Below are 24,487 nucleotides of genomic sequence, written 5' to 3' on the forward strand. Positions count from 1 at the left end.
TTTTTTTTTAATATTTGATAAGTGACTAAAAAAATAGAATGAATTTAAAAAACTTGTTCTCGGTTCTGTTAGTGTTGTTGGTAATTCTTTCGTGTAAGCAAGAACAGAATAGTCAAAAGACTATACCTATTGAGGATTTCTTTGTTAAACCTGAACGGACTTCTTTTCGGTTGTCTCCTGATGGAAGCAAAGTAGCCTATTTAGGAATTCATGATCACTGCAAAAACATCTTTATTTTAGATCTCAAACAACCCGATTCATCAAAACAACTTACCTATCAAGTGAATTTGAATGTGCAAAGTTTCTTCTGGTTGAATGACAAAAAAATCATCTTCTCAAATACCCAATCTTCATCCGATAGCTTAAGGATGTTTCAGATTGATGTTGAAACCGAAAATAGAAAAGCATTGTTCGCCCCAGAAAAATCAAGGCTGAGATGGGTGTATCCTATCGTAGAAAAGAATGGAAGCCTATTGGTGGGAATGAACAAAAGAGATTCATCCTTGTTTGATTTATACCGGGTGTTCTTGGATGGAAGAAAACCTGAAATGATACACCAAAATCCAGGAAATGTAATGAATTGGGTAGGGGCACCAGATGGAGTAGTCAGAATTGCACTCACAAGTGACAGTGTCCAAGAATCACTTCTTTACAGGAAAAATGATGGACTCCCTTTTAAAGAAGTTATGAAAAATGATTTTGAAACCATCTTCGTGCCATTAGGATTTGTCAAAAATTCAGACAAAAATGTATATGCTTTGTCAAATCAAAACAGAGATAAAATGGCGCTCGTCGAATTTGACGCTGAAAATGGAAAAGAAATCAGAAGCATCTATGAAAATAAAATGGGGGATTTAGGTGCTGAAGGATATTCGGCTGATCTGCAAGAAATGCTGTACACCACCTCTTTTATCGATAAATACCAAAAGAAAATTTTCAATGCCTCATATGAGCAGGTTTATCAAAAACTCAAAAAGAAATTTGCTGATTCAGAAATAGGATTCTTAGATAGCGATACCAGTTTAAACGGCTTTGTCGTTAGGATTTACAGCGATATACATCCGGGTGAAACATATTATTACAATAAATCCCAAGACAAATTAGAATTGCTGAATGAGGAAAATCCGAAACTGAAAAATTTGGAATTTAACCAAATGGAGGAGGTGAGTTTCCTTTCTAGAGATAATAAAGACATTCACGCTTACATCACATATCCTAAAGGAAAGCGAAAAAATAGTCCTGTTGTAGTTTTGGTTCATGATGGTCCTAATAGACGTGCAGAATGGGGCTTTGATCCTGAAGTACAATTCTTGGCAAACAGAGGATATACTGTCTTTCAAGTTAATTATAGAGGGTCAATTGGGTATGGTAAAGAATTTTGGACAGCGGGGTTCAAGGAATGGGGTGGAAAGATACAATCTGATATCACGGATGGTGTTGCTTGGTTGATCCATCAAGGAATCGCCGACAAAGATAAAATCGCTATTATGGGAACTGGCTTTGGAGGTTATTCCGCTTTATATGCCGCAGCTTTCGATCCATCATTGTACAAATGTGCTATCTCATCATCAGGATATAGCAACCTGTTTACCTATTTCAGAGAAATTCCGCCACACCTCAAACATTATGTGCAACTTTTCTATAGAATAATTGGTAATCCAGAAAAAGAACCCGAGCTTTTTCAAGCAATTTCTCCTATATTCCATGCTGATAAAGTTCGAATCCCTGTTTTATTCTTCCAAGGGGGCAAGGATAAATACAGCTCTGTAACTGATGCAAACCAGTTTGTAGGAAAACTGAAAAGCAACGAGATTCCAGTGCGGTATATTTTCAAGAAAGAGGAAGGAAAGAGATTCAGAAATGAAGAAAATGTAGTCGAATATTATCAGGAAATCGATAAGTTCTTGGCGCAATACCTGAAATAATAGAATGGTTAAAAAAGCAAGCAAATACAGGAAAAACATAGGCCTATTGGTGGCCTTTTTGGCTTTTTTGACAGTTTTATACATCATCTCTGTCTTCCTGGCAAGGACCATGATGTCAAACTTCGTGGAGTCTGAATTCTATAATAGAAAAGTTGACGTCTTTGACGCAACATTAAAACCTTTCAATAGTTTTTTCAATAATGATATCGCCGAAGTTTCCAATTATCAAGGATATTTAGATTCTGTACATGCAGTAAGCTATTCGGAAAAAATCCTCCGAAAAAACCCTTTTGTGGATGAGGTGGTGTTTTATGACGTCTTGTTTACCAATCAAAATCCAGCCGTTCGTGGGGTAAGGTTTCAAAATTTGCTGATCTATCCTCGATCTATTTTCTCTTTTAAGCTAAATGAAGAAAATAAGTTGGTGCGCGAAAGCGTGTCTGCCATTGACAACAGGCCAACCTCGGATGATTTCAATAATATGGCCATTAAAATGGTGAACTTCCTTGATGTATTGGACGATTCAACATCATTGAGCGAAAATGATATTTATAGAATTTTCTATAATACGGTCCCTGGAAAGATTACGTACCTGAATATCCCGAGAGTAAATACCCTAAGGGCATATAAATCCCTGATGGATGATACCGCTTCTATGGCTGCCCCTGTAGCGTTTGACCAGGATTTGTTCGTATATAAAGTGAACCCGCAGAAAATAAAAATCGTTAACAATCAGCAAAGACTCTATGAAAACATAAGAATTAAAGCGATAGCGGATCCTAATGTAATGGAAGAAAAAGCATTTTTATCAACTGATATGCCCCTGCCAGGTGCATTGTCTGAATATAAATTGCAGTTTGATTCCTCCGAACAATTCCTTAGAGGTGAAATTAATAGAAGATTTTTTCCAGTTGTGTTGGGAGTATCATTATTATATTTAATTTTATTATTGATAATTTATTTGATTTATAGGAATATTTCAATCAATAGTAGGCTGTTTCAATTGCAATATGATTTTATCAATAACCTTACTCATGAGTTCAAAACTCCGGTCAGTGTGATAAAAATCGCAGGGAATAATATCAGAAGTGCAGAAAATCTGAGCGATCAAGAAAGAACAATGTATGGTAAGATACTAGATCAAGAAGCAGACAAGTTAAATAATTTAATGAATAAGTTGCTGTCTTTCACGCAAATAGAAAATAAATCATTAAAATTTAAAGGAGAATACATTGATTTGAACAGTTTTTGCGAGGAGATATTCGAAGGTACACGAATTAAGTATCCGGATTTAGTGCTGACGTATGACATCGATGTCAATAGCAAAATGCATACAGATCCAGTTTTATTGAATTCCGTGTTTCAGAATTTAATCGATAATGCTTATAAATATTCAGAAGTTTCGAGAAAATTTATTGATATTAGTGTACAACAATCGAAAAAACACTTCATCATGAAGTTTAGTGATAAAGGGATTGGAATTAACAAAAACGAACTTAAAAATATTTTTAAGAAGTTTTACAGAGTAAAGAATCAATTTAATCAAGGCGGAAGCGTAGGGCTTGGATTAGCGTTTTGTAAAGAGATTACTGAATTTATGGGGGGAGAAATTAAAGTAAACAGTGTCGAAGGCGAAGGCACCACTTTTACGTTAGTTTTTCCTAAATAATGTATAGAATACTATGAACAAAGATATAACTATTGCCGTTGTAGAAGATGATGACAACCTAAGGTTTTTGGTCAGCCATCGTCTCCAAACTGAAAATTTTCAAGTAATTCAATGCAGTGATGGTTTAGAAGCCGAAAAAATCATTCTGGACCAAAAACCAGATATTGTACTTCTTGATTGGATGTTGCCAGGAAAAGAAGGAATAGATGTATGTGAGTCAGTGAGAAAAGCAGGATTTGAAAATATCATCATTATGATGACTGCAAAATCCCAAGATATCGATAAAATTGACGCATATAGCTATGGAGTAACAGATTATATCACTAAACCTTTCAATATGGATGTTTTAGTCGCTATGATCGAAAATAAAGTAAGGTTTTTCGTGCCTAAAACACAAAATGAAGTCTATCATTTTGGCGATACTGAACACCATCCCAATGTACATTCCTTGGTAAGGGACGGTAAAAAAATCGAACTTACTATACTCGAAAACAGGATACTCCTACATTTCTTGCAAAATAAAGGTAGAGATATCACCCGTGAAGAATTGATGGAAGTAGTATGGGGATACAGCTCCAATGTAAATACCAGAACATTGGACATGCACGTCGTGCGTTTAAGAAAGAAAATTGAAACAAATCCAGACAAACCACATTACCTTCAAACGGTCCGTGGACTGGGATACAGATTCATAAATGAAGAAAATGAGGATGTAAGTTAGAAATTTGGTTTATTGAATTAAATTATATAACTTCGTCAGAAGAGCAAGACCATGTTGTCCTATTAGTGGATAGTGTGGTCTTGTCTTTTTTTTTGTTAATTAATTAAATTAGAAAACTATAAAAGAGGGTAAAAGGTTAAGATTATGGCAGAAGTAACTTATTACACAGAAGAAGGTTTAACAAAGCTAAAAGAAGAGCTACAATACCTAAAAACAGAAGGACGTGCGAACATTGCTAAAGCAATTGCAGAGGCAAGAGATAAAGGTGATCTTTCTGAAAATGCTGAATATGATGCAGCAAAAGAAGCCCAAGGTCTTCATGAAGCTAAAATCGCAAAATTAGAAGAGGTTTTGGCAACAGCTAGAATAATCGATGAGTCAAACTTGGATACATCTAAAGTGTTGGCATTGTCGTATGTGAAAATCAAGAACAAAAAGAATGGCGCAGTAATGTCTTATCAGTTGGTATCGGAAACGGAAGCTGATTTGAAGGCAGGAAAGATATCCGTAAAATCACCGATTGCCCAGGGTCTTCTGGGATTGCAGGTAGGAGATGTCGCGACCGTAGAAGTGCCTGCAGGACAATTAGAGCTAGAAGTTTTAGAAATCTCAAGATAACAATATAAAGGTTATGTGCGGTATGCCATAACCGCCATGACATTATCAAGAAATTCAAACCCCGTTTAAAGTTATTTAAACGGGGTTATTTATTTTGCAGAATTTTTGAAGGAAAATTGATTTTTAAAATCAATTTTAGAATAAAATTAGAACTTAGGATTATTTGGAATTCTTGGAAAACGATGTAGAAAAAACAATTGATGATAATGTTTCCCCTTCACCCCTTCAGTGATGAATTTGGTGATAGTTGTAGTAGAGAAACATTCACTATTTCATTCTACATCCAAAAGTAACTGTGATGATAAATTACCAATCAAACAAATGTTGAAAACTCGAAACTTTATTTACTAAAAAATTTAGTAATTTAGTTAATAAAATTTGTGAAATGAAGAATTTAACTGATGAAGAAGTTGCTAGATTAGCAGTACCAACTTTAAATAGATTAACGGATAATATTAATGTAAATAGATTTTCATTTTTATTTAATTATCAAAAGTATAATTGGAAGATAACAGCTTTATTAATTGAAAGTGAATGGGAGATTATAAAAGTTGAAAGAAGAATGAATTCATAGATTCATAAAAGTTGAATAAATTTATGGGGTCATATTATAGAGAGAAAATTGTAAAATTACATGACGTTCTTTTTTTGAACGTTAATGATGTAAAAGAATCATTTATTCAAAATGAAGAACATTGGGAATGTGCTTACTTGGCATCTAAAACATTGAGTGATGCTAAAATCCATAGTCAATGGGAAAAAATTTGGCATGAGCTTAACTCAAAAGTTAATCCTTATAAAGGATTTGAAACAAATTTCAGCTTTACCATTTCTCGGAAACATAAAAAGACCTTGGGCAAATATTTACTTTTTGTCTTAGAACAGTATTCTTATGTAAGAAATAAATAAAGTTTGTTAATAATTATTAAAAGCAAATTTTGAAAAGCATAAGGATTATTTTAAAACCCTTTTTATGTTTTTTTATTTGCATGAACTAATTATGATCTTTTGCTACCTAGTTCTACTAGGTTTTTTATCCAATTTGTTATACTAAGCATTCTTGATAAAATAACAATCAGTTGCTGATGGCGAACAAAGCTTAGAACTAACAGAGGGGCTTTTTTGTTAAATAATAATTAACTTTCGTTGGCTTAATGTAATAAAAGTCGTTGTAAACCGCTTTTTTGAGTCAGCCAACCCGAATGCTATCCATTTTCCTGTTCATATCTGCGCAAATTTATTATCTTTGTTACTCACGAAATTGAACTATAGTTTATGTCAACCATATTCTCTAAAATTGTCGCGGGAGAGATACCTGCTTATAAAGTTGCCGAAAGCAATGATTATTTAGCTTTTTTAGATGTAAATCCACTAACTGAAGGTCACGTCCTGGTAATTCCAAAGAAAGAAACCGACTATATATTTGATATCAATGATGATGAATATATGGGAATGTGGGTGTTCGCTAAAATAGTAGCACAAGGTATCAAACAAGCATTTCCATGTAAGAAAGTAGGGGTTGCTGTGGTAGGACTAGAAGTGGCCCACGCACATATTCATTTGATTCCTCTCAACCATGTCAATGACATGAACTTTGAGAAACCAAAACTGACACTTTCTGAGGAAACAATGACAACAATCGCGGATACAATCCGTGATGCTATTTCAACAATAACAAACCCAGCTTAACTCGAATAAGCGGGAAATATAAATTACTATGCAAGAATACTTGTTGTCTTTTCAACAATTGCTAGATGCTGAATATCTCTTAAGTCACGGTGGATTTTACATCGTATGTCTTATTGTTTTTGCCGAAACCGGCCTCTTCTTCGGATTTTTCCTCCCGGGTGATTACTTATTATTTTTAGCAGGACTCTTCTGTGCCCTTAACAAAATCGATGTGGACATTGTTACATTGTATTTCGGAATTCTTGGCGCAGGAATAGCAGGCAATTTTGCAGGATACTGGTTCGGGAATCGAACCGGCCCAATGCTGTTTAAACGGAAGGATTCCATACTTTTCAAAAGAAAATATGTAATCATGGCCGAAGAGTTTTTCCAGAAATATGGAGGAACAGCATTAATAATTGGACGATTTGTACCCATAATTCGTACATTTGCACCCATATTCGCAGGTGTAGTACAGCTGAATTTCAAGAAGTTCGTCATGTATAACATCCTAGGTGCATTATTGTGGGTGTCTTTATTGACACTGACTGGGTATTATTTAGGAGTCAAATTCCCATGGATAATCGATTATGTAGAATATATAATCGTGGGATTGATAGTCATTGCATTCCTACCGATAGCAATTGCACTGCTTAAAAAGTGGTTGAAAAATAGAAAAACGAAAAACGAAATAAACAAACAGTAATTATTTAATGAGTACACAACATCCTTGGCATCAAGTGTCTCCTGGTGAGGACTTGCCTAACTCCGTAAATGCCATTATCGAAATTCCTAAGGGTTCTAAAGCAAAATACGAAATCGACAAAGACAGTGGACTAATCAAATTAGACCGTGTATTGTTCTCATCTGTAATGTATCCAGCTAACTATGGATTCATTCCTCAAACTTATTGCGACGATAAAGATCCTTTGGATATCTTAGTTTTATGCTCAGTTGATGTTTACCCAATGTGTATGATCGAAGCCAAAGTGGTAGGTGTAATGCATATGATCGATAATGGGGAACAAGACGACAAAATTATTGCAGTGGCGAAGAATGATATGTCTGTGAATTATATCAACGACTTATCAGAACTTCCTCCTCACACTATGAAAGAAATTGTTCGTTTCTTCCAAGATTATAAAGCTCTTGAAGGTAAGAATGTGACTATCGAAAACCTTTATGGTCGCGCTTATGCTCAGAACATCATCATGGAAAGTATCGAACTTTACGATAAAGAAATAAGGAACAAATAAACCTTATCATGAACCGCTCATTTTTTCTTTCTCTAGCCTTGCTGTTTTCTAGCCTTATTGGACTAGCTCAAGATAAACACCCTTGGCATCAAGTGTCACCAGGTAAGGATACGCCGGAAACTGTGACAGCAGTGATAGAGATCCCAAAAGGAACTAGAGGAAAATATGAGGTAGATAAGACAACGGGATTGATCAAATTAGATCGGGTGATCCAAACATCAATGGTTTATCCAGCTAATTATGGATTTATTCCTCAAAGTTATTGTGGCGATAAAGATCCATTGGATATTCTTGTGATATGTTCAGTGGATCTTGAGCCTTTATCCCTCGTGGATGCTAAAGTAATAGGAGTGATGAGCATGACCGATTCTGGTGATCAAGATGACAAGATAATTGCTGTGGCTAAGAATGATATGGAGTATAACCATATCAACGATATCTCCGAATTACCACCTCAAACCATGAAGGAAATCGTGCATTTTTTTCAAGAATATAAAGGTCTTGAAGAAAAAAAAGTTATTATTAACAAAATTAGTGGAAGAGCTATCGCTCAAAATGTTATATTAGAGAGTTTAGAATTATACAAGAAAGAATTCGCTAATAAAAACCTAAATCATGGCAATTGATATTTTTTGGACTATCTTTTTAGTGCTGGCAAATGGTTTTTTCGTTGCAGCTGAATTTGCTATTGTAAAAGTCCGTGCTTCTCAAATCGAACTACAAGCCAAATCGGGAAGCAAAGTAGCCAAAATCGCAAAAAGTATTACAGACCATCTCGATGGCTATCTCGCTGCAACACAGTTGGGAATTACATTGGCATCCCTAGCCCTGGGTTGGGTAGGTGAGGCCGTAATGACGCAAATTGTACATCAAATCTTCGGATTATTCAACGTCGAACTTACCGGGAAATTAGCTACAAACCTAGGACATGTCCTAGCATTCAGTATCATTACCTTCTTACATATCGTATTTGGTGAATTGGCACCAAAGTCCATCGCTATCCAAAAACCGGTAGCTACAACAATGAAAATAGCACTGCCACTGCAGTTTTTCTATTATATATTCAGACCGATTATTTGGTTGCTAAATGGTTTCGCAAACTTCCTATTGAGATTGATAGGAATACAAGTAAGTGCGCATGAAGCAAGCCACTCATCCGAAGAACTCCAGTACTTATTGGAAAAAGGAAAAGAAAGTGGTGCATTGAACAATGCTGAACACGAACTCATAAAAAATGTGTTCGATTTTAATGAAAGGATCGTAAAGAACATTATGGTCCCGCGGACCAAAATTGTTGCAGTAGATAAAGATGATACTGCAGAAGAATTTATTAATACCGTTACGGAAGAAGGGTACTCCCGTATTCCAATCTACGATGACAATATCGATCAGATTATTGGTGTAGTGCATACGAAAGATATCCTACCTCTTATCGTCAAAGGTAAACCTGTGATATTGAAAAATATCATGCGTAAACCATATTTTATCCCTGAAACCAAGAAAATCAATGATTTGATGACTGAGTTTCAGCAAAAGAGAATACAGATTGCATTCGTACTCGACGAATTTGGTGGAACCGCAGGGATGGTTACTCTGGAGGATATTGTAGAAGAATTGGTGGGAGAGATCCAAGATGAATACGATGAAGAAACTCCAGTGGTAGAGCAAATCTCTGAATCAGAGTTTATGGTCGATGCAGGTGCTTCGGTACATGATGCAAATGGATACCTTCCGTTAGAATTGCCTGAGAGTTCCGATTATGATACCGTAGCCGGTTTGGTGTCTCATCTATTTGAGAAAATTCCAGATGTCGGCGATAGTACTGAAGAGTTGGGATATAGATTTACCATTATCAAGAAAACTCAACAGAATATTGAATTTGTAAAATTAGACCTCATCGAAACACCAAACGATGATGATGATGAATAAACTTTGATAAAGTGCATTTATTTTACACAGCTGATTTAAATCCCGGACAATCTTCCTTTCAGCTTTCTGAAGAAGAAAGTAAACATGCAGTGCGTGTTCTGAGATTGAACGTCGGTGACAAGGTCCATTTGATTGATGGAATTGGCGGTTTCTACCAAGCTGAAATCGCTGATGCTCATCCTAAAAGAACTCAGCTGAAAATCATTTCACATGTTCCAGAATACCAAAAATCAAGATCTTACTTGCATATTGCTGTTGCACCAACAAAAAATATCGACCGTATAGAATGGTTTCTTGAAAAAGCCACAGAAATTGGAATCCAAGAAATCACCCCAATTATCAGCGAACATTCAGAGCGTAAGGAGGTCAAAACCGAACGATTGAACAAAGTCATCATCTCAGCAATGAAACAGTCTCTAAAAGCTTATTTGCCGGTGTTGAATGAAGCTGTGTCGTTGGATGCCTTCTTGAAAAAAATAGAAGCAGAGACTGATCTCAATAAAGCAATAGCTCACTGTGAAGAAGATCAAGACAAGAAATATCTCAATCAAATATTTGAACCCAATAAAAGATACTTGATTTTAATAGGACCGGAAGGGGATTTCTCACCTTCGGAAATAGAAAAAGCCATTTCTGCAGGATTTATACCAGTTTCCTTGGGGGAAGCTAGACTGCGTACAGAAACGGCTGCTCTTTATGCGTGTACCGAAATTGCGCTCTTGAACCGTTAATTGATCAACTCAGCATCTACAATCTGAATCTCAGCATTTCCTTTCAATGGTTCAGGATTGAATTTCATCTTCCCTTTAATCTTGATAGGTTCGTCCGTGAATTTCACCGTCCCTTTTTTCATGAAAATCTCAACCATTGGCGGAATGCCATTCGTACCACAAAACTGACATTGTGTGATCGGCAAAACCGATAACATATAAGTGCTGTGGTTTCTGCCACTGACCAAAGGAACCATATAGCCCGGAAGCTCAACAACTGTGTTCTCTAATTTCTTTAATGGAGCAGGATAGGATGGAGTATAAACTTTTTTGTTGCCTACCGTGGAAACCTTATACATCATCTTGTCAATGGCTTCCCAGGTGCTGTTCATCATAGGCGTATGATCAGGAACCTGAGCCTCATTATAATTACCAATCTGAGCCTTTGAAAAGCTCACTGTCATCATTAAAATAAATACCGTAAATAATATCTTCTTCATCGTTACTTGTTACCTAAAATGGTAGAAATTGTTGTATTATATGCTTTAACTGCCGGAATTAATGATGCAATCACACCAATTAAACAAGCAGTCAACAAAATTAACCATTCTTTACTATATATATGGAATGCTTGAATAAAGTCAGCACTCTCACTGGTCTGTGTACTGATCAAATACAATCCTATATGACCGATAATTAAACCTAATATCCCGCCAATGAATGTTATCACCAATCCTTCGACAATTAACATCGTGAATAGTTTAATCTTGCTTGCTCCTAGTGTCCTCATGATGGCAAGGTCATATTTTCTGTCCTTTAGGGCATTGTAAAGACTGATGAACACACTTAAACCAGCAATGATCATAATGATATATGCCAAAATTTCAAGAGAATCAATACCTACACCCATTAAGGAAAATAAACGTGCAGTTTCTAATGCAGGCGATGCAGCTTGCATACTTGTAGACTGGTTAACCAGTTTGGGAACAACACCAATCGCTGCAGGACTGCTGAATTTAACTAATAACGCTGTAATCTCTAGGCCCTTGTCCTGAACAATATCATCAGCAATACTCTTTACAAAGACATCGCCTCTTGGTCGTTCCGTAACCAATGAATCTTCAGTAGTCTTTTGTGGGACAGCTGATTGATTTTCATGTGCATGATCGTGGTCATGGTCGTGATCGTGGTCGTGGTCGTGATCGTCATGATTGTGTGCGGCAGACGCTGCTGCTTCATGGTCATGGTCATGTCCATCGTGATTGTGCTCTGCGTGGTCATGATCACTTTCATGTTCATGATCATGATCCTCATGACCGATTCCATGAATATCCCAAACGCTCTCCAAATTCGATAACAATAAGTTATCTACAATAGAACCAGAAGGTTTTAAAATTCCTACAATGGTAAATGGATGATCTTCATGAACATGAGCATTCTCTGCCAAACCATGTGCGCCATGAACTTGATCACCAATTTTTAGTTTATTCTTCCTGGCGGTTTCACTCCCTATTACAACTTCATAGCTCTTGTCCCATAAACGGCCGTCTGCCAATTGCAAATCATACAAACTCATAAAACTCGTGTCTGTACCTACGATCCGATGACCCTTGAAATTATCCCCCAAAGAAATTGGAACCGCTTTTTCAATAAATGGGTTATCCATCAATTTCTCTGCTTCAGCCAATTTTATATTTCCTGTAGGATTGTCAACATGATAAAGTGAACTCAAAATCAATTGTAACGGACTACCTTTTGCGCCTACAACCAAATCAACCTGTTTACTGTTGCTGTCCAATTGTTTTTCAAAAGTATCGCTCGTAATGTAGATACTCACTAAAATAGCAACACCAAATGCCGTCAGGATAATACTTAATAAGGTAGATCCCCACTGTTGCGAAATGTTTTTCCAAACTAACTGTAGTGTATTCATCTTATTGAGCAGCTAAAATATAATTGTTTGTGAATTCGTCCTTTAACCTTTTGTCATGAGTAGATATCAATAAGGTACTGCCTTGATCTTTCGCCAGCTCTTTTAATAATTCCACTACCAGAAAGGTGTTCTTGTCATCCAGTGCTGCCGTAGGTTCATCGGCAACCAATAAGGAAGGCTTATTAATTAATGCTCTTGCAATCGCGACCCTTTGAACTTGGCCTCGGCTTAATTCATTTGGTTTCCGGTTTTCAAAACCACCCAACTGCAATTTTTCCAATAATGTTTTGACAGCATCAGCATCAACAGAGAGACCTGCAAGGCTTTGCGCAAGTTTTATATTCTCCGAAACCGTGAGATTCCTCAATAAATGCGCCTCTTGAAATATAAAACCCAAATGCTGAGCCCTGAATTTATCAAGCTCACTCCCTGAAAGTGAATACAAGTTTTGACCATTGATAATAACTTCGCCACTCGTAGGAGAAGAAAAACCAGCTATTAAATTTAAAAGTGTGGATTTCCCAGAACCTGAATCACCTAAGACTAAAGTGTGCTGCTGATCGGAAAGTAATAAATCCTGAAAAGATAATCTCGATCCCTTCGGATATTGATATGATAAATTGGAGGTCTTTAGTACAAAATCGCTCATAACATTTCTTTGCCGCAAATTAACACTATTAGTTGGCTAATTCGAATTTAACTTAAGGTTTGACTGTTACATTGCAATTTTAACATTAATTCAATTAAGATAATTTTAACAATTTTTTAGTTTTTAAGACATTATTAACGCTACCATAAGTAGTGTTCACAATAAGATAACATATCCTTAACCCGATAGTAATAATATGTCTCAATATTTGCCTCAACAAAAAACATAAATTTGAGATAAATGAAAAAGAAATTATTTTTTGCATTGGCAATTGCTTCATTGGGAATTACTTTCAGCTGTTCATCTGACGATGATACAGTAACTCCTACACCTGAACCAGGTAAAGATATTGAAAAAACTGGTTTGCTTAATGCAAATGAGACTTGGACGGCAGGTAATATTTATATCTTGAAAGGAAAAGTAGTAGTTGCTGAAGGAACTACATTAACAATTGAACCAGGTACAATTATTAAAGGGGCACAAGGAACAGAAGCAAATGCATCAGCATTAGTTGTTGACCAAGGTGCGAAATTAATTGCAAATGGTACAGCAGATAAGCCTATTATCTTTACATCTGTTGATGATAATATTAAAGCTGGTGAGAAAGCGGGTACGAACTTAACAGAAGCAAACGTTGGTTTATGGGGTGGAGTTATCGTTTTAGGTAAAGCTCCAATTTCAGTGGCTGGTGATGTTAAGACAGCGCAAATTGAAGGTATTCCGGCAAATGAATCTTATGGACAATACGGTGGTGATGACGCTGCAGATAATTCTGGATCATTGAAATATATCTCTATTCGTCACGGTGGTATAACAATTGGACAAGATAATGAAATCAATGGTTTAACTCTTGGTGGAGTGGGATCAGGCACTGTAATTGACAATATCGAAATCGTTGGTAATCAAGATGATGGTATTGAATGGTTTGGTGGATCAGTAAATGCTACGAATTTACTTACTTGGGCATCTGGTGATGATGGTTTAGATGTTGACCAAGCTTATTCAGGAACTATTAAAAATGCATTAGTTATTAAAGGTAAAGATTCTGGTTCAGCATTAGAATTAGATGGTCCTGAAGGTTCTAAAGCAACTGAAAAAAGCTTTACAATGGAAGATATTACTATAAATAACAACAACAACACTAGTCTTATCGCCGATTTAAGAGATGGCGTAATTGTAAACCTTAAAAATATCCTTGCTTATAATTTAGGTGCTGGATCTTCATTGAAAATCAATGGTGCTGATTCTCAAGCTGAATTAAAAAATGGAAGAATCACTTTCTCTAACTGGGAAGTATTATTACCTCAAGGATTAACTCTTGATAAATTTATAACAGATGCTAAAGGTGAAGAAGCAAAATTTGTTTCTAACGCTAAAGCATTAAATGCAATCGCAGATGCTAAAGTTGGAGCCAATGTTTCAGTATTTGACTGGACTTTTGCGAAATCTAAAAAAGCATTCTAAGAATCACAATATCAAATTACCATCCGCTTTCTTCTCTGAAAGCGGATGTTTTTAAACAATCCCTTTTTTCAACAAACAAATGCTTAAAGTTTTTAAACTTACTTTATTATTATCGTTTATTATTCTAGGATCTTTTGCAGCGAATGCCCAATCCGGAAAAGTAAGCGGAACAATTCGTGATGATGCAGGTAACACACCTTTAGCTAATGCTACAGTGTCAGTAACAAATTTATCATCAACTAACTCAGATTTCGAAGGAGATTATTCATTAGATCTACCAGAAGGAAATCACACTTTATCTGTAAAATATCTAGGTTATACTCCAAAAGAAATTAAAGATATTGTCGTGAAACAAGGTCAAACTGTTCAAGTAGATGTGACTTTGTCAAGTGAATCAAATACAATCAGTGAAGTTGTTGTAACCGTTTCGGCAAGAAAAAATACTGAAACTTCCATTTTGAATATGCAAAAGAATGCCGGTGTATTAATGGATGGATTGTCATCACAATCCATAAAGCGATCGGGATCTTCCGATATCGCTGCAGCGGTGAAGGCTGTTCCTGGGGTCTCAGTTCAGGACGGAAAATATGTATATGTAAGGGGATTAGGGGATAGGTACTCTAAATCTATTTTAAATGGTGTGGATATTCCAGGATTAGATCCAGATAAGAACACAGTTCAAATGGATATTTTTCCTACTAATATATTAGAAAATGTAATCATTATTAAATCAGGATCCGCTGAATTACCAGCTGATTTTACCGGTGGTGTGGTTGACATTGTTACAAAAGATTTTCCTGCTCAAAAACAAATGGGAGTAAGTTTCTCATTAGGAGCTAATCCAGATATGACCTTTAATGATAAATATTTGAACTATAAAGGTGGTAAAACCGATTTCTTGGGCTTTGATGATGGAAATAGAAAATTGAATGTGGACCCAAGTAATGATTTGCCGAGACCAACTTCTGCCGATAACAGTGGAATCGAAAGTATCACTAAATCATTTAATCCACTGATGGCACCTAAAATGAGTACAAGTTTACCGAACTTCTCTCTAGGATTCAACTATGGAAATCAATTTCAAGTCGGTGAAAATAAATTGGGAGTAATTGCCTCAATAGATTATAGAAATTCTACCGAATTCTATCAAAACTTTAGAAACGGGGTATATCAAAAACCTCAAGAAAGAAATGAATTTGAAATATTACCCGATAGAACACAATTTGGTAACTTAGGATCTAATAATGTTTTATTGTCCGGTTTATTGGGTATGACTTATAAAACTGAAAGATCTAAATATTCATTAAATCTTTTGAGTATTACAAACGGACAATCAAGTGCTGCGGTATTTGATCAAGAAACTAGAATTTCAAACGTAATAAATACGCAAAAGAATAATCTTGAATATACTCAAAGAAATGTTACTAATTTGTTGCTAAGTGGTAAACATAGTAATGAGGATGCCAGTTTTATTACTGAATGGAAAGTATCCCCTACAATTTCTCGAGTAAATGATAAGGACATCAGATCAACAACGTTTGTAAAGAATTCCGATGGTTCTCTATCAATAAATACGGATGCAGGTCTACCAAACAGAATCTGGAGAAACTTAAAAGAAATTAACCTTGTTAATAAAATTGATTTCACTAAAAAGCATCAATTGTTTGATAATGCAGCTCAATTAAAATTTGGTGGATTGTATAGTTTTAAGAAAAGAGATTACAGCATCCCCACCTACCAAATCATGAACCTAAATGTTGATACTAGGGATTTAAATGGTGATCCAAATTTAATTTTAACTCCTGATAACATTTGGACTGTAGAAAAAAATGCAGGCTATTATTTTAGTGGAAGATCGCAGCCTCAAAATCAATTTGATGCATCTCAACACACAATTGCCGCATATGTTTCTTCAGAATTCAGACCAATGGAAAAATTGAGAGCTATCATAGGATTAAGAGGTGAAAAGTATATGACTTTCTTTAATGGTACGAATAGCATGGCGAGTGAAGTATACAACAATAAAAAAACTATTGATAAGCTAGATTTGTTCCCTTCCGTAAACTTAATCTATGGTGTGAAAGATAATCAAAACGTAAGATTCTCTTATTCCAGAACAACAGCTCGACCTTCATTTAAAGAACTTTCTGTAGTGCAAATCCCAGATCTTTTAACAGGTGTCATGTTTTTAGGTAATATAAACTTAGTGCCGACCTATATCAATAACCTTGATTTAAGATATGAATTGTTTGGAAATGCCGCTCAGATGTTTGCTGTAAGTGCTTTTTACAAGAAATTTAAAGACCCAATTGAACTGGTTGCATACTCATTCGAATCACCAGAAAATTTTACCCCTAGAAACGCTCCTAGCGCAGAGGTATATGGACTAGAATTTGAAGCTAGAAAGAATTTTGGATTTATTTCAGAAGATTTGCAAGGATTAAGCTTAAATGTAAATGTTTCGGTAATAAAATCTAAAATTGAAATGAGTAAAATAGATGGTGGCGAATATCAATCAAGGCAGCAATTTGCTAGAGAAGGGGAAACCATAAAAGATACTAGAGTATTACAAGGGCAATCTCCTTATTTAGTGAATGCGGGATTTAGTTACAATAGTGCAAAATTGGGATTAGAAACAGGACTATTCTATAATGTTCAAGGCAAAACACTAGAAGTAGTTGGTTTTGGAAAGAACTCTGATGTGTATGTCCAACCTTTTAATAGTTTGAATTTTAATTTTACAAAGAAATTAGGTCAAGCTCAAAAAAGTAGTATTCGTGTAAGCGCAGAAAATATCTTAGGTGCTGAAAAGAAAAGTTATTATGAATCTTATGGTTCTGAAAACAAAGAGTTCTTATTTAGAGCTCCAGGAAGAACATTTACCTTAGGTTATTCATACAACTTCTAAGAATAATATTTAAATAGTTTATCAGATAAGAAGACCGCCAACTGGCGGTCTTTTTATTTATCCCTGAATTTCAAAACTAATCAGAATAAAGCAGGATTAACAGGATTGAACAGGATTGAACAGGATTAACAGGATTAACAGGATTAACAGGATCAGCAGGATTTGCAGAATAGACAGAATGAAGCATGACTAATCAGAATTTACAAAATGTAAAGAATTAATCCCAGTGTAATAAAAAGACCTCCATGAATCCTGTTTCATGGAGGTCTTACTATATATTATTCCTGAATAAAAAATTGCACCTGCAATTAATTTCTCTTATCCTGCTTAATCTTCCTGAATTCTGCTAATCCTGTTAATTTTGTTCAATCCTGTTCAATCCTGTTCAATCCTACTGAATCCTGCTAATTCTGTTCAATCCTGGTCAATCCTGGTCAATCCTGTTAATTCTGTTCATGCTTATGTCTAAACAACACTGCAAACAATATCGCGATTATCAATGTATAAACTGCAAATGCGATCCAGATATGGTGCCAATCTTTGAGGTGGATGACTTGGTCAAATACCCCTTCACTGCTTGTCACGCCTCGTGAGGCTATAAACGACTGCAGGCTACCATTGTCAGGGGTTGTGTTCAGAAATTGCGCTAGAGAGCTGCTGTCATTGAATGAGAGCGTATAGAACTTGTCAATAACCCAGCCAGACACCCAAGAACCCAATACTGCCCCAAAACCATTTGTCATCATCATAAACAAGCCCTGTGCTGAGGAACGGATTTTATTGTTGGTATTGGTCTCTACGAATAGAGAACCTGAGATATTGAAAAAGTCAAAGGCCATTCCATAAACGATACAGGAAAGGATAATCATCCAGAGACCTGAAGAGGGGTTGCCATAGGCAAATAGACCAAATCGCAGAACCCATGCGACCATGGCAATCAACATAACCTGCTTTATCCCGAATCTTTTCAAAAAGAATGGAATAGCAAGGATAAATAATGTCTCTGATATCTGCGAAATAGACATAATAATGGTTGAATATTTCACGACAAAGGAGTCTACATATTGAGGGTAGAACTTAAATTCATCCAAAAACACATCACCATAAGCATTTGTAAGTTGCAGTGCTGCTCCCAAGAACATGGAGAATATAAAGAACATCGCCATTTTAAAGTTCCCAAAAAGCTTGAACGCCTCTAGTCCAAGCATCTGCCCAAAACTTGCCTTTTCGTTGATATGTCTTTGTGGAGGACACTTTGGTAGGAAAACAATAGAATATAAGCCCAATAGGATTGATCCTCCTGCGGCAATATAAAACTGTCCTTCTGTGGCTTTGCTTCCGCTCAGGTTTGTAATCCACATAGCAGCGATAAAACCAACAGTTCCCCAAACTCGAATAGGAGGGAAGCTCTTGATCAGATCGTAGTTGCCTTGGTTAAGAGCCGTGTAGGCAATAGAATTGGACAAGGCCAAGGTCGGCATATAACAGCACATGCTCAATAGCATAACTGTAAAGAATGATCCTGGATCTTGAACCTGTGCTAGGTAAATTAAGCAGCCCGCATATAAAAGATGAAGACCGGCGTATAGTTTTTCTGCATTGACCCAGCGGTCTGCAATAATACCCATCAGGGTGGGCATAAATAATGATGCAATACCCATGGTCGAGAAAATGGCGCCAAACTCGGTGCCACCCCAGTTCTTTGTCCCAAACCAATAGTTCGCAATTGTAATCAACCATGCTCCCCAAACGAAGAATTGTAGGAAGTTCATGATCGTTAACCTCAGTTTAATAGGCATGGTAATATTTGCTATTAGATGTAATAGGTAGAAATTAAGATTTTCGCTTTTCTATTTCATCCCTGATTTTGGCAGCTGTCTCGTACTGTTCGTTCTCAATAGCCTTTTCCAGGGTTTTTTCAAGTTGTTCAAGTGTTAACGAAGCATACGGAGATGGTTTGTTCTTTTCAGGCTCCTTTTCAACGGGTTCCTGTTCTTTCTCTTCAGGCGAAGACTCCGATTGCTTATAGCTGCCTACGTTTTCAATATTTTCAAGAAAGGCAAAATCATTGCCCTCAATCACGATACCTGCGGTATTCATGATGAAGTCATAGGTATAGATAGGACATTCAAATCTAACCGCCAATGCAACAGCATCAGATGTGCGCGCATCGATCTCGGAGGTTTGAGTGCCATCTGTACAGATCAATTTGGCAAAGAAAATACCGTCTACTAGATTATAGATCAGGACTTCCTCTAATTTTATCTTGAAGGTCTCAGCAAAAGATTTGAATAAATCATGCGTTAGGGGCCGGCTGGGAGTCATCTTCTCAATCTCAACTGCTATAGATTGAGCTTCAAATCCGCCAATGATTACTGGAAGTCTTCGGTTACCTCCTACCTCTCCGAGAACTAGTGCATATGCTCCAGACTGCGTCTGGCTATATGACAAGCCTACTATATCTAACTTGATTTTCTTCATTGATAACGCGTTAACGTGAATACAAAGATGGGAATATTAAAAGCAAAAAAAAAGTGACCCTGCGTTTTTTTAGGCAAGGCCACTCGTTCATTGTTTAGTTACTCCTAGTTATTTTTAATCTTTTTGATCGCTTCTGTCAACTTCGGAACGATATCAAAGGCATCTCCAACGATACCATAATCCGCAACCTTAAAGAATGGTGCTTCCGGATCCTTGTTGATTACAACGATGGTTTTTGAAGAACTTACTCCTGCTAAATGCTGGATTGCTCCCGAAATACCAATCGCGATATATAAATTCGGACTAACAACGATACCTGTCTGTCCCACGTGCTCAGAATGTGGACGCCAACCAGCGTCAGATACCGGTTTTGAACAAGCTGTAGCAGCTCCCAGAACATCCGCCAATTCCTCAACCATGCCCCAGTTCTCTGGCCCTTTTAATCCTCGGCCTGCTGAAACAACAATCTCCGCCTCTGGCAATGAAACCTTGTCAGTAGCTCGAACAATCTCTTTAACCATGACGTTGAAATCCTGATCCTGTAAATCTGGCGTGAAATCAACGACATCGGCCGATCCACCAACTTCTTTAACCTCAAACGCATTTGGGTTAACAGCAATAACCTTAACCGCTGAATTGATAACTTCGGTCGCAAATGCCTTGTTAGAGAAAGCCGTTTTCTTGATTTCCATACTGTCACCATTGAAAGTAGGAAGGTTGATGGCGCCATCAGCAAATCCCGCATCCAATTTTGCAGCTACTCGAGGGCCTAAACCTTTTCCACTGAAGGAATTCGAAAGAACGACAACTTTTGAACCTTCTTGTTTCGCTGCAGAAGCTATGATCGATGCATATGCCTTATTTACAAAACTTTTTAATTTGTCTTGATTTGCATCCAATACTTTGGAAACACCATATTTGCCCAACTTTTCTAATTCTGATTTATCCACATTTCCAATGGATAATGCAGTGACAGAATCACTTAATTGATCAGCGATAGCTTTTGCGTAAGATGCCGCTTCAAAGGCTGATTTCTTTAATGTTCCGTCTGTATTTTCTATATAAACTAAAATTGCCATGATAATTTCTTAACGTTAAATAAATTAAATAACTTTTGCTTCGCTGTGTAATAACTGAACCAGCTGATCTACATCATCCACCAATTTTACAGCACTGCGAGGTGCGGGAGATTCGTAACGTGAAATGCTGGATAATTCATTAACATCAATGGGTTCAACAACCTGTAATGGCTTCGTCCTTGCACCCATAATGCCGCGCATATTCGGAATCTTTGGTTCTGCAACGCCCTCAGCAGTACCTACAACAACGGGCAATGAAACTGTCAAAACCTCTTTACCTCCTTCAATCTCACGATCGATCGTAGCTTCAGTACCTTGGATATTCAATTTCTTAGCGATAGAAACAGACGGAAGGTTCAATAACTCGCCTAAAAGAGCTGCGACCTGAGCACCATTATAATCAATGGATTCACGACCCGTCAAAATCAAATCAAAATTCTGGTCCTTTGCATAGTGAGCAATTTGATTCGCTACAAACCAAGCGTCACGTGGTTGAGCATTGATGCGGACTGCATCATCAGCACCAATAGCTAAGGCTTTACGAATGGTTGGCTCTGTACTTGCCTCGCCAACATTGATAACCGTAACTGTGCCTTGACCGCCTTCTGATAACTCAACTGCTTTTGATAATGCAATCTCATCATAAGGATTAATGATATACTGGATGCCAGTACTGTTAAAAACTGTATTATCGTTGCTGAATGTTATTTTAGAAGTGGTGTCTGGGACATTACTTATACATACTAATATTCTCATAATTCTAGCGTTTTACACAAACCTACATTAATTAAGGAGCATTTCAAAGCCATAAAACAGCATTTTTATCCCTAACTCAAATAATTTATTAATATAAAAATTTTAATAAAATCATGGTTTTGTTATTGAAATTTAAATATAAACACGATTTAATTGTATATAATTTTTAATCGTTCAATAAAACCGCCAAAAAATCAATAGTCATGGATTTGTCATTTTCTATGCTAGCATAGTAATTTCTTTTCTGTATTGCATTCACATCCATTCCCAAATTATAATTATTTTTGGGCATGGAAAGTAGATTGGAACAATTACAAAACTTTTTAAAGGAAAGCCCACATGATCCTTTTTTAAAATATGCGCTCACCATGGAGCATGTCAAACTGGAGAATAAGGATGATGCTAGAAATGGATTCGAAGAATTGGTTGAAATTCATCCAGATTATATAGGTACATACTATCATTTTGGAAAATTCTTGGAGTCAGAAGGTGAGAAAGACCAAGCAATAGAAATCTATGAAAAAGGAATTTTAATTGCGCAACAAAAAAGAAATTTCCATGCATTGGGAGAACTCAAAAATGCATTAATGATGGCAAGTGGACTCTTCGATGAAGATGAATAATGTTAAATTTCATTAAAATTTAATTTGTGGTATTTTTTTTGTGTTTTGCTTAGTATAAAGAAATATTATGCGTGCCTTAACACTAATTTTAATTGGATTCATCATGTTGACTTTCGGGTTTAGTTGTATAAATAACAAATCCAATGTTAATCAACTTGTTGCGTCCGAAGATAATGCAGTGAAAGGTACAGCCATAGTAGGAACCTATGAAGGAAAACTTCCGTGTGCAGATTGTACAACAATAGCAACAGTACTAAGTTTAGACAACAATAAAAATTATTCCATGAGATACGAATATGTCGGTAAAAGTGCCGAAATATTTGAAAGTACTGGAAAATGGAAAGTAGATAAAGATATATTGAGTTTAGAAAACATTGATTACAGCTTTAAGATCTCCAAAAATCAGCTGAATCAACTCGATCTTTCAGGTAAGGAAATTAAAGGCGATCTCGCCGAAAAATATGTCCTCCTAAAAATAAAATAGAAACCTGCTATTCAGCAGGTTTTTTTATTCAATTTATTGAAGCATAATAAGTAAAAAGAAAAAAATACCTAGCATTAGGTATTGATTGCTTATTTCATGACCTTTAATTTTGGGTAGCACTAATTATTAACATACTAATTATTAACAATGAAGACCAGACTATCTTTTATGGTTCTTCCTATCTTGCTGTTGCTCGTAGGGAGTACTGGTGGACTATTCAAAATTTTGATCGAGAATAGTGTGGATGCGGTTGATTCAACAACCCTAATTGGCAAATGGACTGCTTATGAATATTATGACAACAATATCCATCCTAAAGGCTTAAATCAAAACCTAGATTTCAGTAAAGTAAACCAAATTTCCAATTTAATAGAATATGAATCGCAAGAAGATCCTTGTCCTTCTAAAATAAGTGAAGTAGAACAAAAAATGGAGTATTTCAAGATTAAGTTTATGGAGAATGGAAAAGCGGAGATATTGGAAAAATTGTACTATAAAATGAACTCCTATAACTCTAAATGTCAAAACGCCGTATATGATGAAAGTTATGACCAAGTGTTAACCGCGGATTGGGATCTTGACCTTAAAAATGCTACGCTAAACTTAAGAGACTCACTTTCTGATTCACAGAATAATTTCAAAATATATTATCTGGACAAAAGAGAAATGCACTTAGCATTGAAAAAAGACCAGGATTTTATTTTTGTAAAACTTCAAAAACAATAGTTTAATTAATGGTATTGTGTTTTATAGTTAAAATTTCTTTATAAATACCTAAACTTAGGTATTTAATTGAAAAGGTAAACAATTTATTTTTGTTTAACTTAAATAAAGAAATTATGAAAACTAAATTATTACTGATCTTCCCAATATTGATGATGATGTTGGTAGGATGCGAAGGATTGCTGGATGAAATCGATGACAGGGATGACGAAGACCCTATTGAAGATCCAGAATTATTTATTGGAAACTGGGTCGCTTATGAAATATATGCTAGCTCAATAGAACAAAACGGGGTCGCTAATCCAATTGATTTCTCAAATGTTAATTTGATCAAGCAATCAATAAAATTTGACTCATACGAAGCGCCTTGCACAACCAAAGCGTCAAAAGTAGAACTGAAATTTAACTCGCTATCTCTTGAATTGAAAGCTGATAAATCCGCAATCTTAAAACAAAATGTATTAACAAAAATCAATGGATATGATGAAAATTGCAATCCTAAAGTTTACGATAAAAGCGCAGAAACCGTAAGCAACCAAACTTGGAAAGAAAATGATGTAAAAAGAACATTAACATTGACGCACAAGGAATCAGGTGATACGGAATTTAAAGTATTGAACATTTCTAGCAATACCTTAGAACTTGAAGTCAATGACGGCGATGATGAAAAAATAAAAATAATTCTGAAAAAATAAAAAAGATAGGAACTAGTCACACAAATAGAACTAAGATTTCATTTTATTAATAATTATTCGGTTCAATTAATTCTAAAAAGTAAATCTGGAAGGAGGTCTCATACCTCCTTTTTTATTGTATAATTATTCGATAATTAAATTAACTAATAAATATACCTAAGATTCGGTATTTACCAATGTTTCTGAACTGTTTATC

Annotated in this window: 26 protein-coding genes; 18 read left to right on the forward strand and 8 right to left on the reverse strand. The window is 35.9% G+C overall.

Annotated features, from left to right (window positions below):
• Positions 1 to 38 precede the first annotated feature (38 nt).
• The 12 genes from CRT24_RS17740 (at position 39) to CRT24_RS17795 (ending at position 10,517) form a co-directional block, all read left to right on the forward strand.
• On the forward strand, positions 39 to 1,925 hold the full coding sequence (locus CRT24_RS17740; RefSeq protein ID WP_099372438.1) for a S9 family peptidase: 1,887 nt from the start codon (positions 39 to 41) through the stop codon (positions 1,923 to 1,925).
• A 4-nt stretch (positions 1,926 to 1,929) separates the two neighbouring features.
• Entirely contained in the window at positions 1,930 to 3,594 is a 1,665-nt protein-coding gene (locus CRT24_RS17745; protein WP_099372439.1) for a sensor histidine kinase KdpD, read from the forward strand.
• Positions 3,595 to 3,607: 13 nt separating this feature from the next.
• Complete coding sequence (locus tag CRT24_RS17750) at positions 3,608 to 4,315, forward strand: response regulator transcription factor (protein WP_099372440.1); 708 nt, start codon at positions 3,608 to 3,610, stop codon at positions 4,313 to 4,315.
• Between the two features lie 144 nt (positions 4,316 to 4,459).
• Positions 4,460 to 4,933, forward strand: coding sequence for a transcription elongation factor GreA (gene greA / locus CRT24_RS17755; protein ID WP_099372441.1), 474 nt, complete (start codon positions 4,460 to 4,462; stop codon positions 4,931 to 4,933).
• Positions 4,934 to 5,318: 385 nt separating this feature from the next.
• Positions 5,319 to 5,507 (forward strand): hypothetical protein, encoded by a 189-nt coding sequence (locus CRT24_RS17760; protein WP_099372442.1) that lies wholly within the window; start codon positions 5,319 to 5,321, stop codon positions 5,505 to 5,507.
• A 23-nt stretch (positions 5,508 to 5,530) separates the two neighbouring features.
• The gene (locus CRT24_RS17765; protein ID WP_099372443.1) at positions 5,531 to 5,842 is read left to right on the forward strand and encodes a hypothetical protein; all 312 of its coding nucleotides are present in this window, start codon (positions 5,531 to 5,533) and stop codon (positions 5,840 to 5,842) included.
• Between the two features lie 366 nt (positions 5,843 to 6,208).
• Positions 6,209 to 6,622, forward strand: coding sequence for an HIT family protein (locus CRT24_RS17770; protein WP_099372444.1), 414 nt, complete (start codon positions 6,209 to 6,211; stop codon positions 6,620 to 6,622).
• Positions 6,623 to 6,650: 28 nt separating this feature from the next.
• Complete coding sequence (locus CRT24_RS17775) at positions 6,651 to 7,307, forward strand: DedA family protein (RefSeq protein ID WP_099372445.1); 657 nt, start codon at positions 6,651 to 6,653, stop codon at positions 7,305 to 7,307.
• Between the two features lie 7 nt (positions 7,308 to 7,314).
• A complete protein-coding gene (locus CRT24_RS17780; protein WP_099372446.1) occupies positions 7,315 to 7,857 on the forward strand; it encodes an inorganic diphosphatase in 543 nt (180 codons plus the stop codon).
• An 8-nt stretch (positions 7,858 to 7,865) separates the two neighbouring features.
• Entirely contained in the window at positions 7,866 to 8,483 is a 618-nt protein-coding gene (locus tag CRT24_RS17785) for an inorganic diphosphatase (RefSeq protein WP_099372447.1), read from the forward strand.
• Positions 8,473 to 9,786, forward strand: a complete 1,314-nt coding sequence (locus CRT24_RS17790; RefSeq protein ID WP_099372448.1) for a hemolysin family protein — start codon at positions 8,473 to 8,475, stop codon at positions 9,784 to 9,786. Before CRT24_RS17785 ends, CRT24_RS17790 begins: the two co-directional genes overlap by 11 nt.
• Before the next feature lie 11 nt (positions 9,787 to 9,797).
• The gene (locus CRT24_RS17795) at positions 9,798 to 10,517 is read left to right on the forward strand and encodes a 16S rRNA (uracil(1498)-N(3))-methyltransferase (protein WP_099372449.1); all 720 of its coding nucleotides are present in this window, start codon (positions 9,798 to 9,800) and stop codon (positions 10,515 to 10,517) included.
• Here the strand turns inward: CRT24_RS17795 and CRT24_RS17800 are convergent.
• From CRT24_RS17800 to CRT24_RS17810, 3 genes are read right to left on the reverse strand one after another with little or no spacing between them, the layout of a single operon-like run.
• Positions 10,514 to 10,996 carry a hypothetical protein gene (locus tag CRT24_RS17800; RefSeq protein WP_099372450.1) on the reverse strand — a complete coding sequence of 161 codons (483 nt, stop codon included), beginning with the start codon at positions 10,994 to 10,996 and terminating at the stop codon, positions 10,514 to 10,516. The two genes, CRT24_RS17795 and CRT24_RS17800, sit on opposite strands and share 4 nt — an antisense overlap.
• A 2-nt stretch (positions 10,997 to 10,998) precedes the next feature.
• Entirely contained in the window at positions 10,999 to 12,429 is a 1,431-nt protein-coding gene (locus tag CRT24_RS17805; RefSeq protein WP_099372451.1) for an FtsX-like permease family protein, read from the reverse strand.
• Position 12,430: 1 nt separating this feature from the next.
• Positions 12,431 to 13,078 (reverse strand): ABC transporter ATP-binding protein, encoded by a 648-nt coding sequence (locus CRT24_RS17810; protein ID WP_099372452.1) that lies wholly within the window; start codon positions 13,076 to 13,078, stop codon positions 12,431 to 12,433.
• A 240-nt stretch (positions 13,079 to 13,318) separates the two neighbouring features.
• On the opposite strand from CRT24_RS17810, the gene CRT24_RS17815 reads away from it, so the two are divergent.
• Both CRT24_RS17815 and CRT24_RS17820 read left to right on the forward strand, forming a co-directional pair.
• Positions 13,319 to 14,542 carry a hypothetical protein gene (locus CRT24_RS17815; protein ID WP_099372453.1) on the forward strand — a complete coding sequence of 408 codons (1,224 nt, stop codon included), beginning with the start codon at positions 13,319 to 13,321 and terminating at the stop codon, positions 14,540 to 14,542.
• Between the two features lie 79 nt (positions 14,543 to 14,621).
• A complete protein-coding gene (locus CRT24_RS17820) occupies positions 14,622 to 17,450 on the forward strand; it encodes a TonB-dependent receptor (protein ID WP_099372454.1) in 2,829 nt (942 codons plus the stop codon).
• A 443-nt stretch (positions 17,451 to 17,893) separates the two neighbouring features.
• Here the strand turns inward: CRT24_RS17820 and CRT24_RS17825 are convergent, their stop codons facing one another.
• The 5 genes from CRT24_RS17825 to CRT24_RS21310 all read right to left on the reverse strand — a co-directional run bounded on the left by CRT24_RS17825 (position 17,894) and on the right by CRT24_RS21310 (position 22,058).
• On the reverse strand, positions 17,894 to 19,249 hold the full coding sequence (locus CRT24_RS17825) for a nucleoside permease (RefSeq protein WP_099372455.1): 1,356 nt from the start codon (positions 19,247 to 19,249) through the stop codon (positions 17,894 to 17,896).
• Positions 19,250 to 19,283: 34 nt separating this feature from the next.
• Positions 19,284 to 19,931, reverse strand: a complete 648-nt coding sequence (locus CRT24_RS17830) for a bifunctional nuclease family protein (protein WP_099372456.1) — start codon at positions 19,929 to 19,931, stop codon at positions 19,284 to 19,286.
• 104 nt (positions 19,932 to 20,035) lie between these two features.
• Positions 20,036 to 21,010: an electron transfer flavoprotein subunit alpha/FixB family protein gene (locus CRT24_RS17835; protein WP_099372457.1), complete on the reverse strand. Its 975-nt coding sequence runs from the start codon at positions 21,008 to 21,010 to the stop codon at positions 20,036 to 20,038.
• A 24-nt stretch (positions 21,011 to 21,034) separates the two neighbouring features.
• On the reverse strand, positions 21,035 to 21,766 hold the full coding sequence (locus tag CRT24_RS17840; RefSeq protein WP_099372458.1) for an electron transfer flavoprotein subunit beta/FixA family protein: 732 nt from the start codon (positions 21,764 to 21,766) through the stop codon (positions 21,035 to 21,037).
• Positions 21,767 to 21,932: 166 nt separating this feature from the next.
• Positions 21,933 to 22,058, reverse strand: coding sequence for a hypothetical protein (locus CRT24_RS21310; protein ID WP_257214084.1), 126 nt, complete (start codon positions 22,056 to 22,058; stop codon positions 21,933 to 21,935).
• Between CRT24_RS21310 and CRT24_RS17845 the strand changes: the two genes are divergently transcribed.
• The 4 genes from CRT24_RS17845 to CRT24_RS17860 all read left to right on the forward strand — a co-directional run bounded on the left by CRT24_RS17845 (position 22,057) and on the right by CRT24_RS17860 (position 24,291).
• Complete coding sequence (locus CRT24_RS17845) at positions 22,057 to 22,389, forward strand: tetratricopeptide repeat protein (RefSeq protein WP_099372459.1); 333 nt, start codon at positions 22,057 to 22,059, stop codon at positions 22,387 to 22,389. The two genes, CRT24_RS21310 and CRT24_RS17845, sit on opposite strands and share 2 nt — an antisense overlap.
• A gap of 67 nt (positions 22,390 to 22,456) precedes the next feature.
• On the forward strand, positions 22,457 to 22,873 hold the full coding sequence (locus tag CRT24_RS17850; RefSeq protein WP_099372460.1) for a copper resistance protein NlpE: 417 nt from the start codon (positions 22,457 to 22,459) through the stop codon (positions 22,871 to 22,873).
• Positions 22,874 to 23,020: 147 nt separating this feature from the next.
• Positions 23,021 to 23,599 carry a hypothetical protein gene (locus CRT24_RS17855; RefSeq protein ID WP_099372461.1) on the forward strand — a complete coding sequence of 193 codons (579 nt, stop codon included), beginning with the start codon at positions 23,021 to 23,023 and terminating at the stop codon, positions 23,597 to 23,599.
• Positions 23,600 to 23,712: 113 nt separating this feature from the next.
• Entirely contained in the window at positions 23,713 to 24,291 is a 579-nt protein-coding gene (locus tag CRT24_RS17860) for a hypothetical protein (RefSeq protein ID WP_099372462.1), read from the forward strand.
• Positions 24,292 to 24,487: the final 196 nt, after the last annotated feature.

Origin of the sequence: Sphingobacterium sp. 1.A.5 (assembly GCF_002734235.1) — a bacterium.
GTDB classification, from domain to species: domain Bacteria; phylum Bacteroidota; class Bacteroidia; order Sphingobacteriales; family Sphingobacteriaceae; genus Sphingobacterium; species Sphingobacterium daejeonense.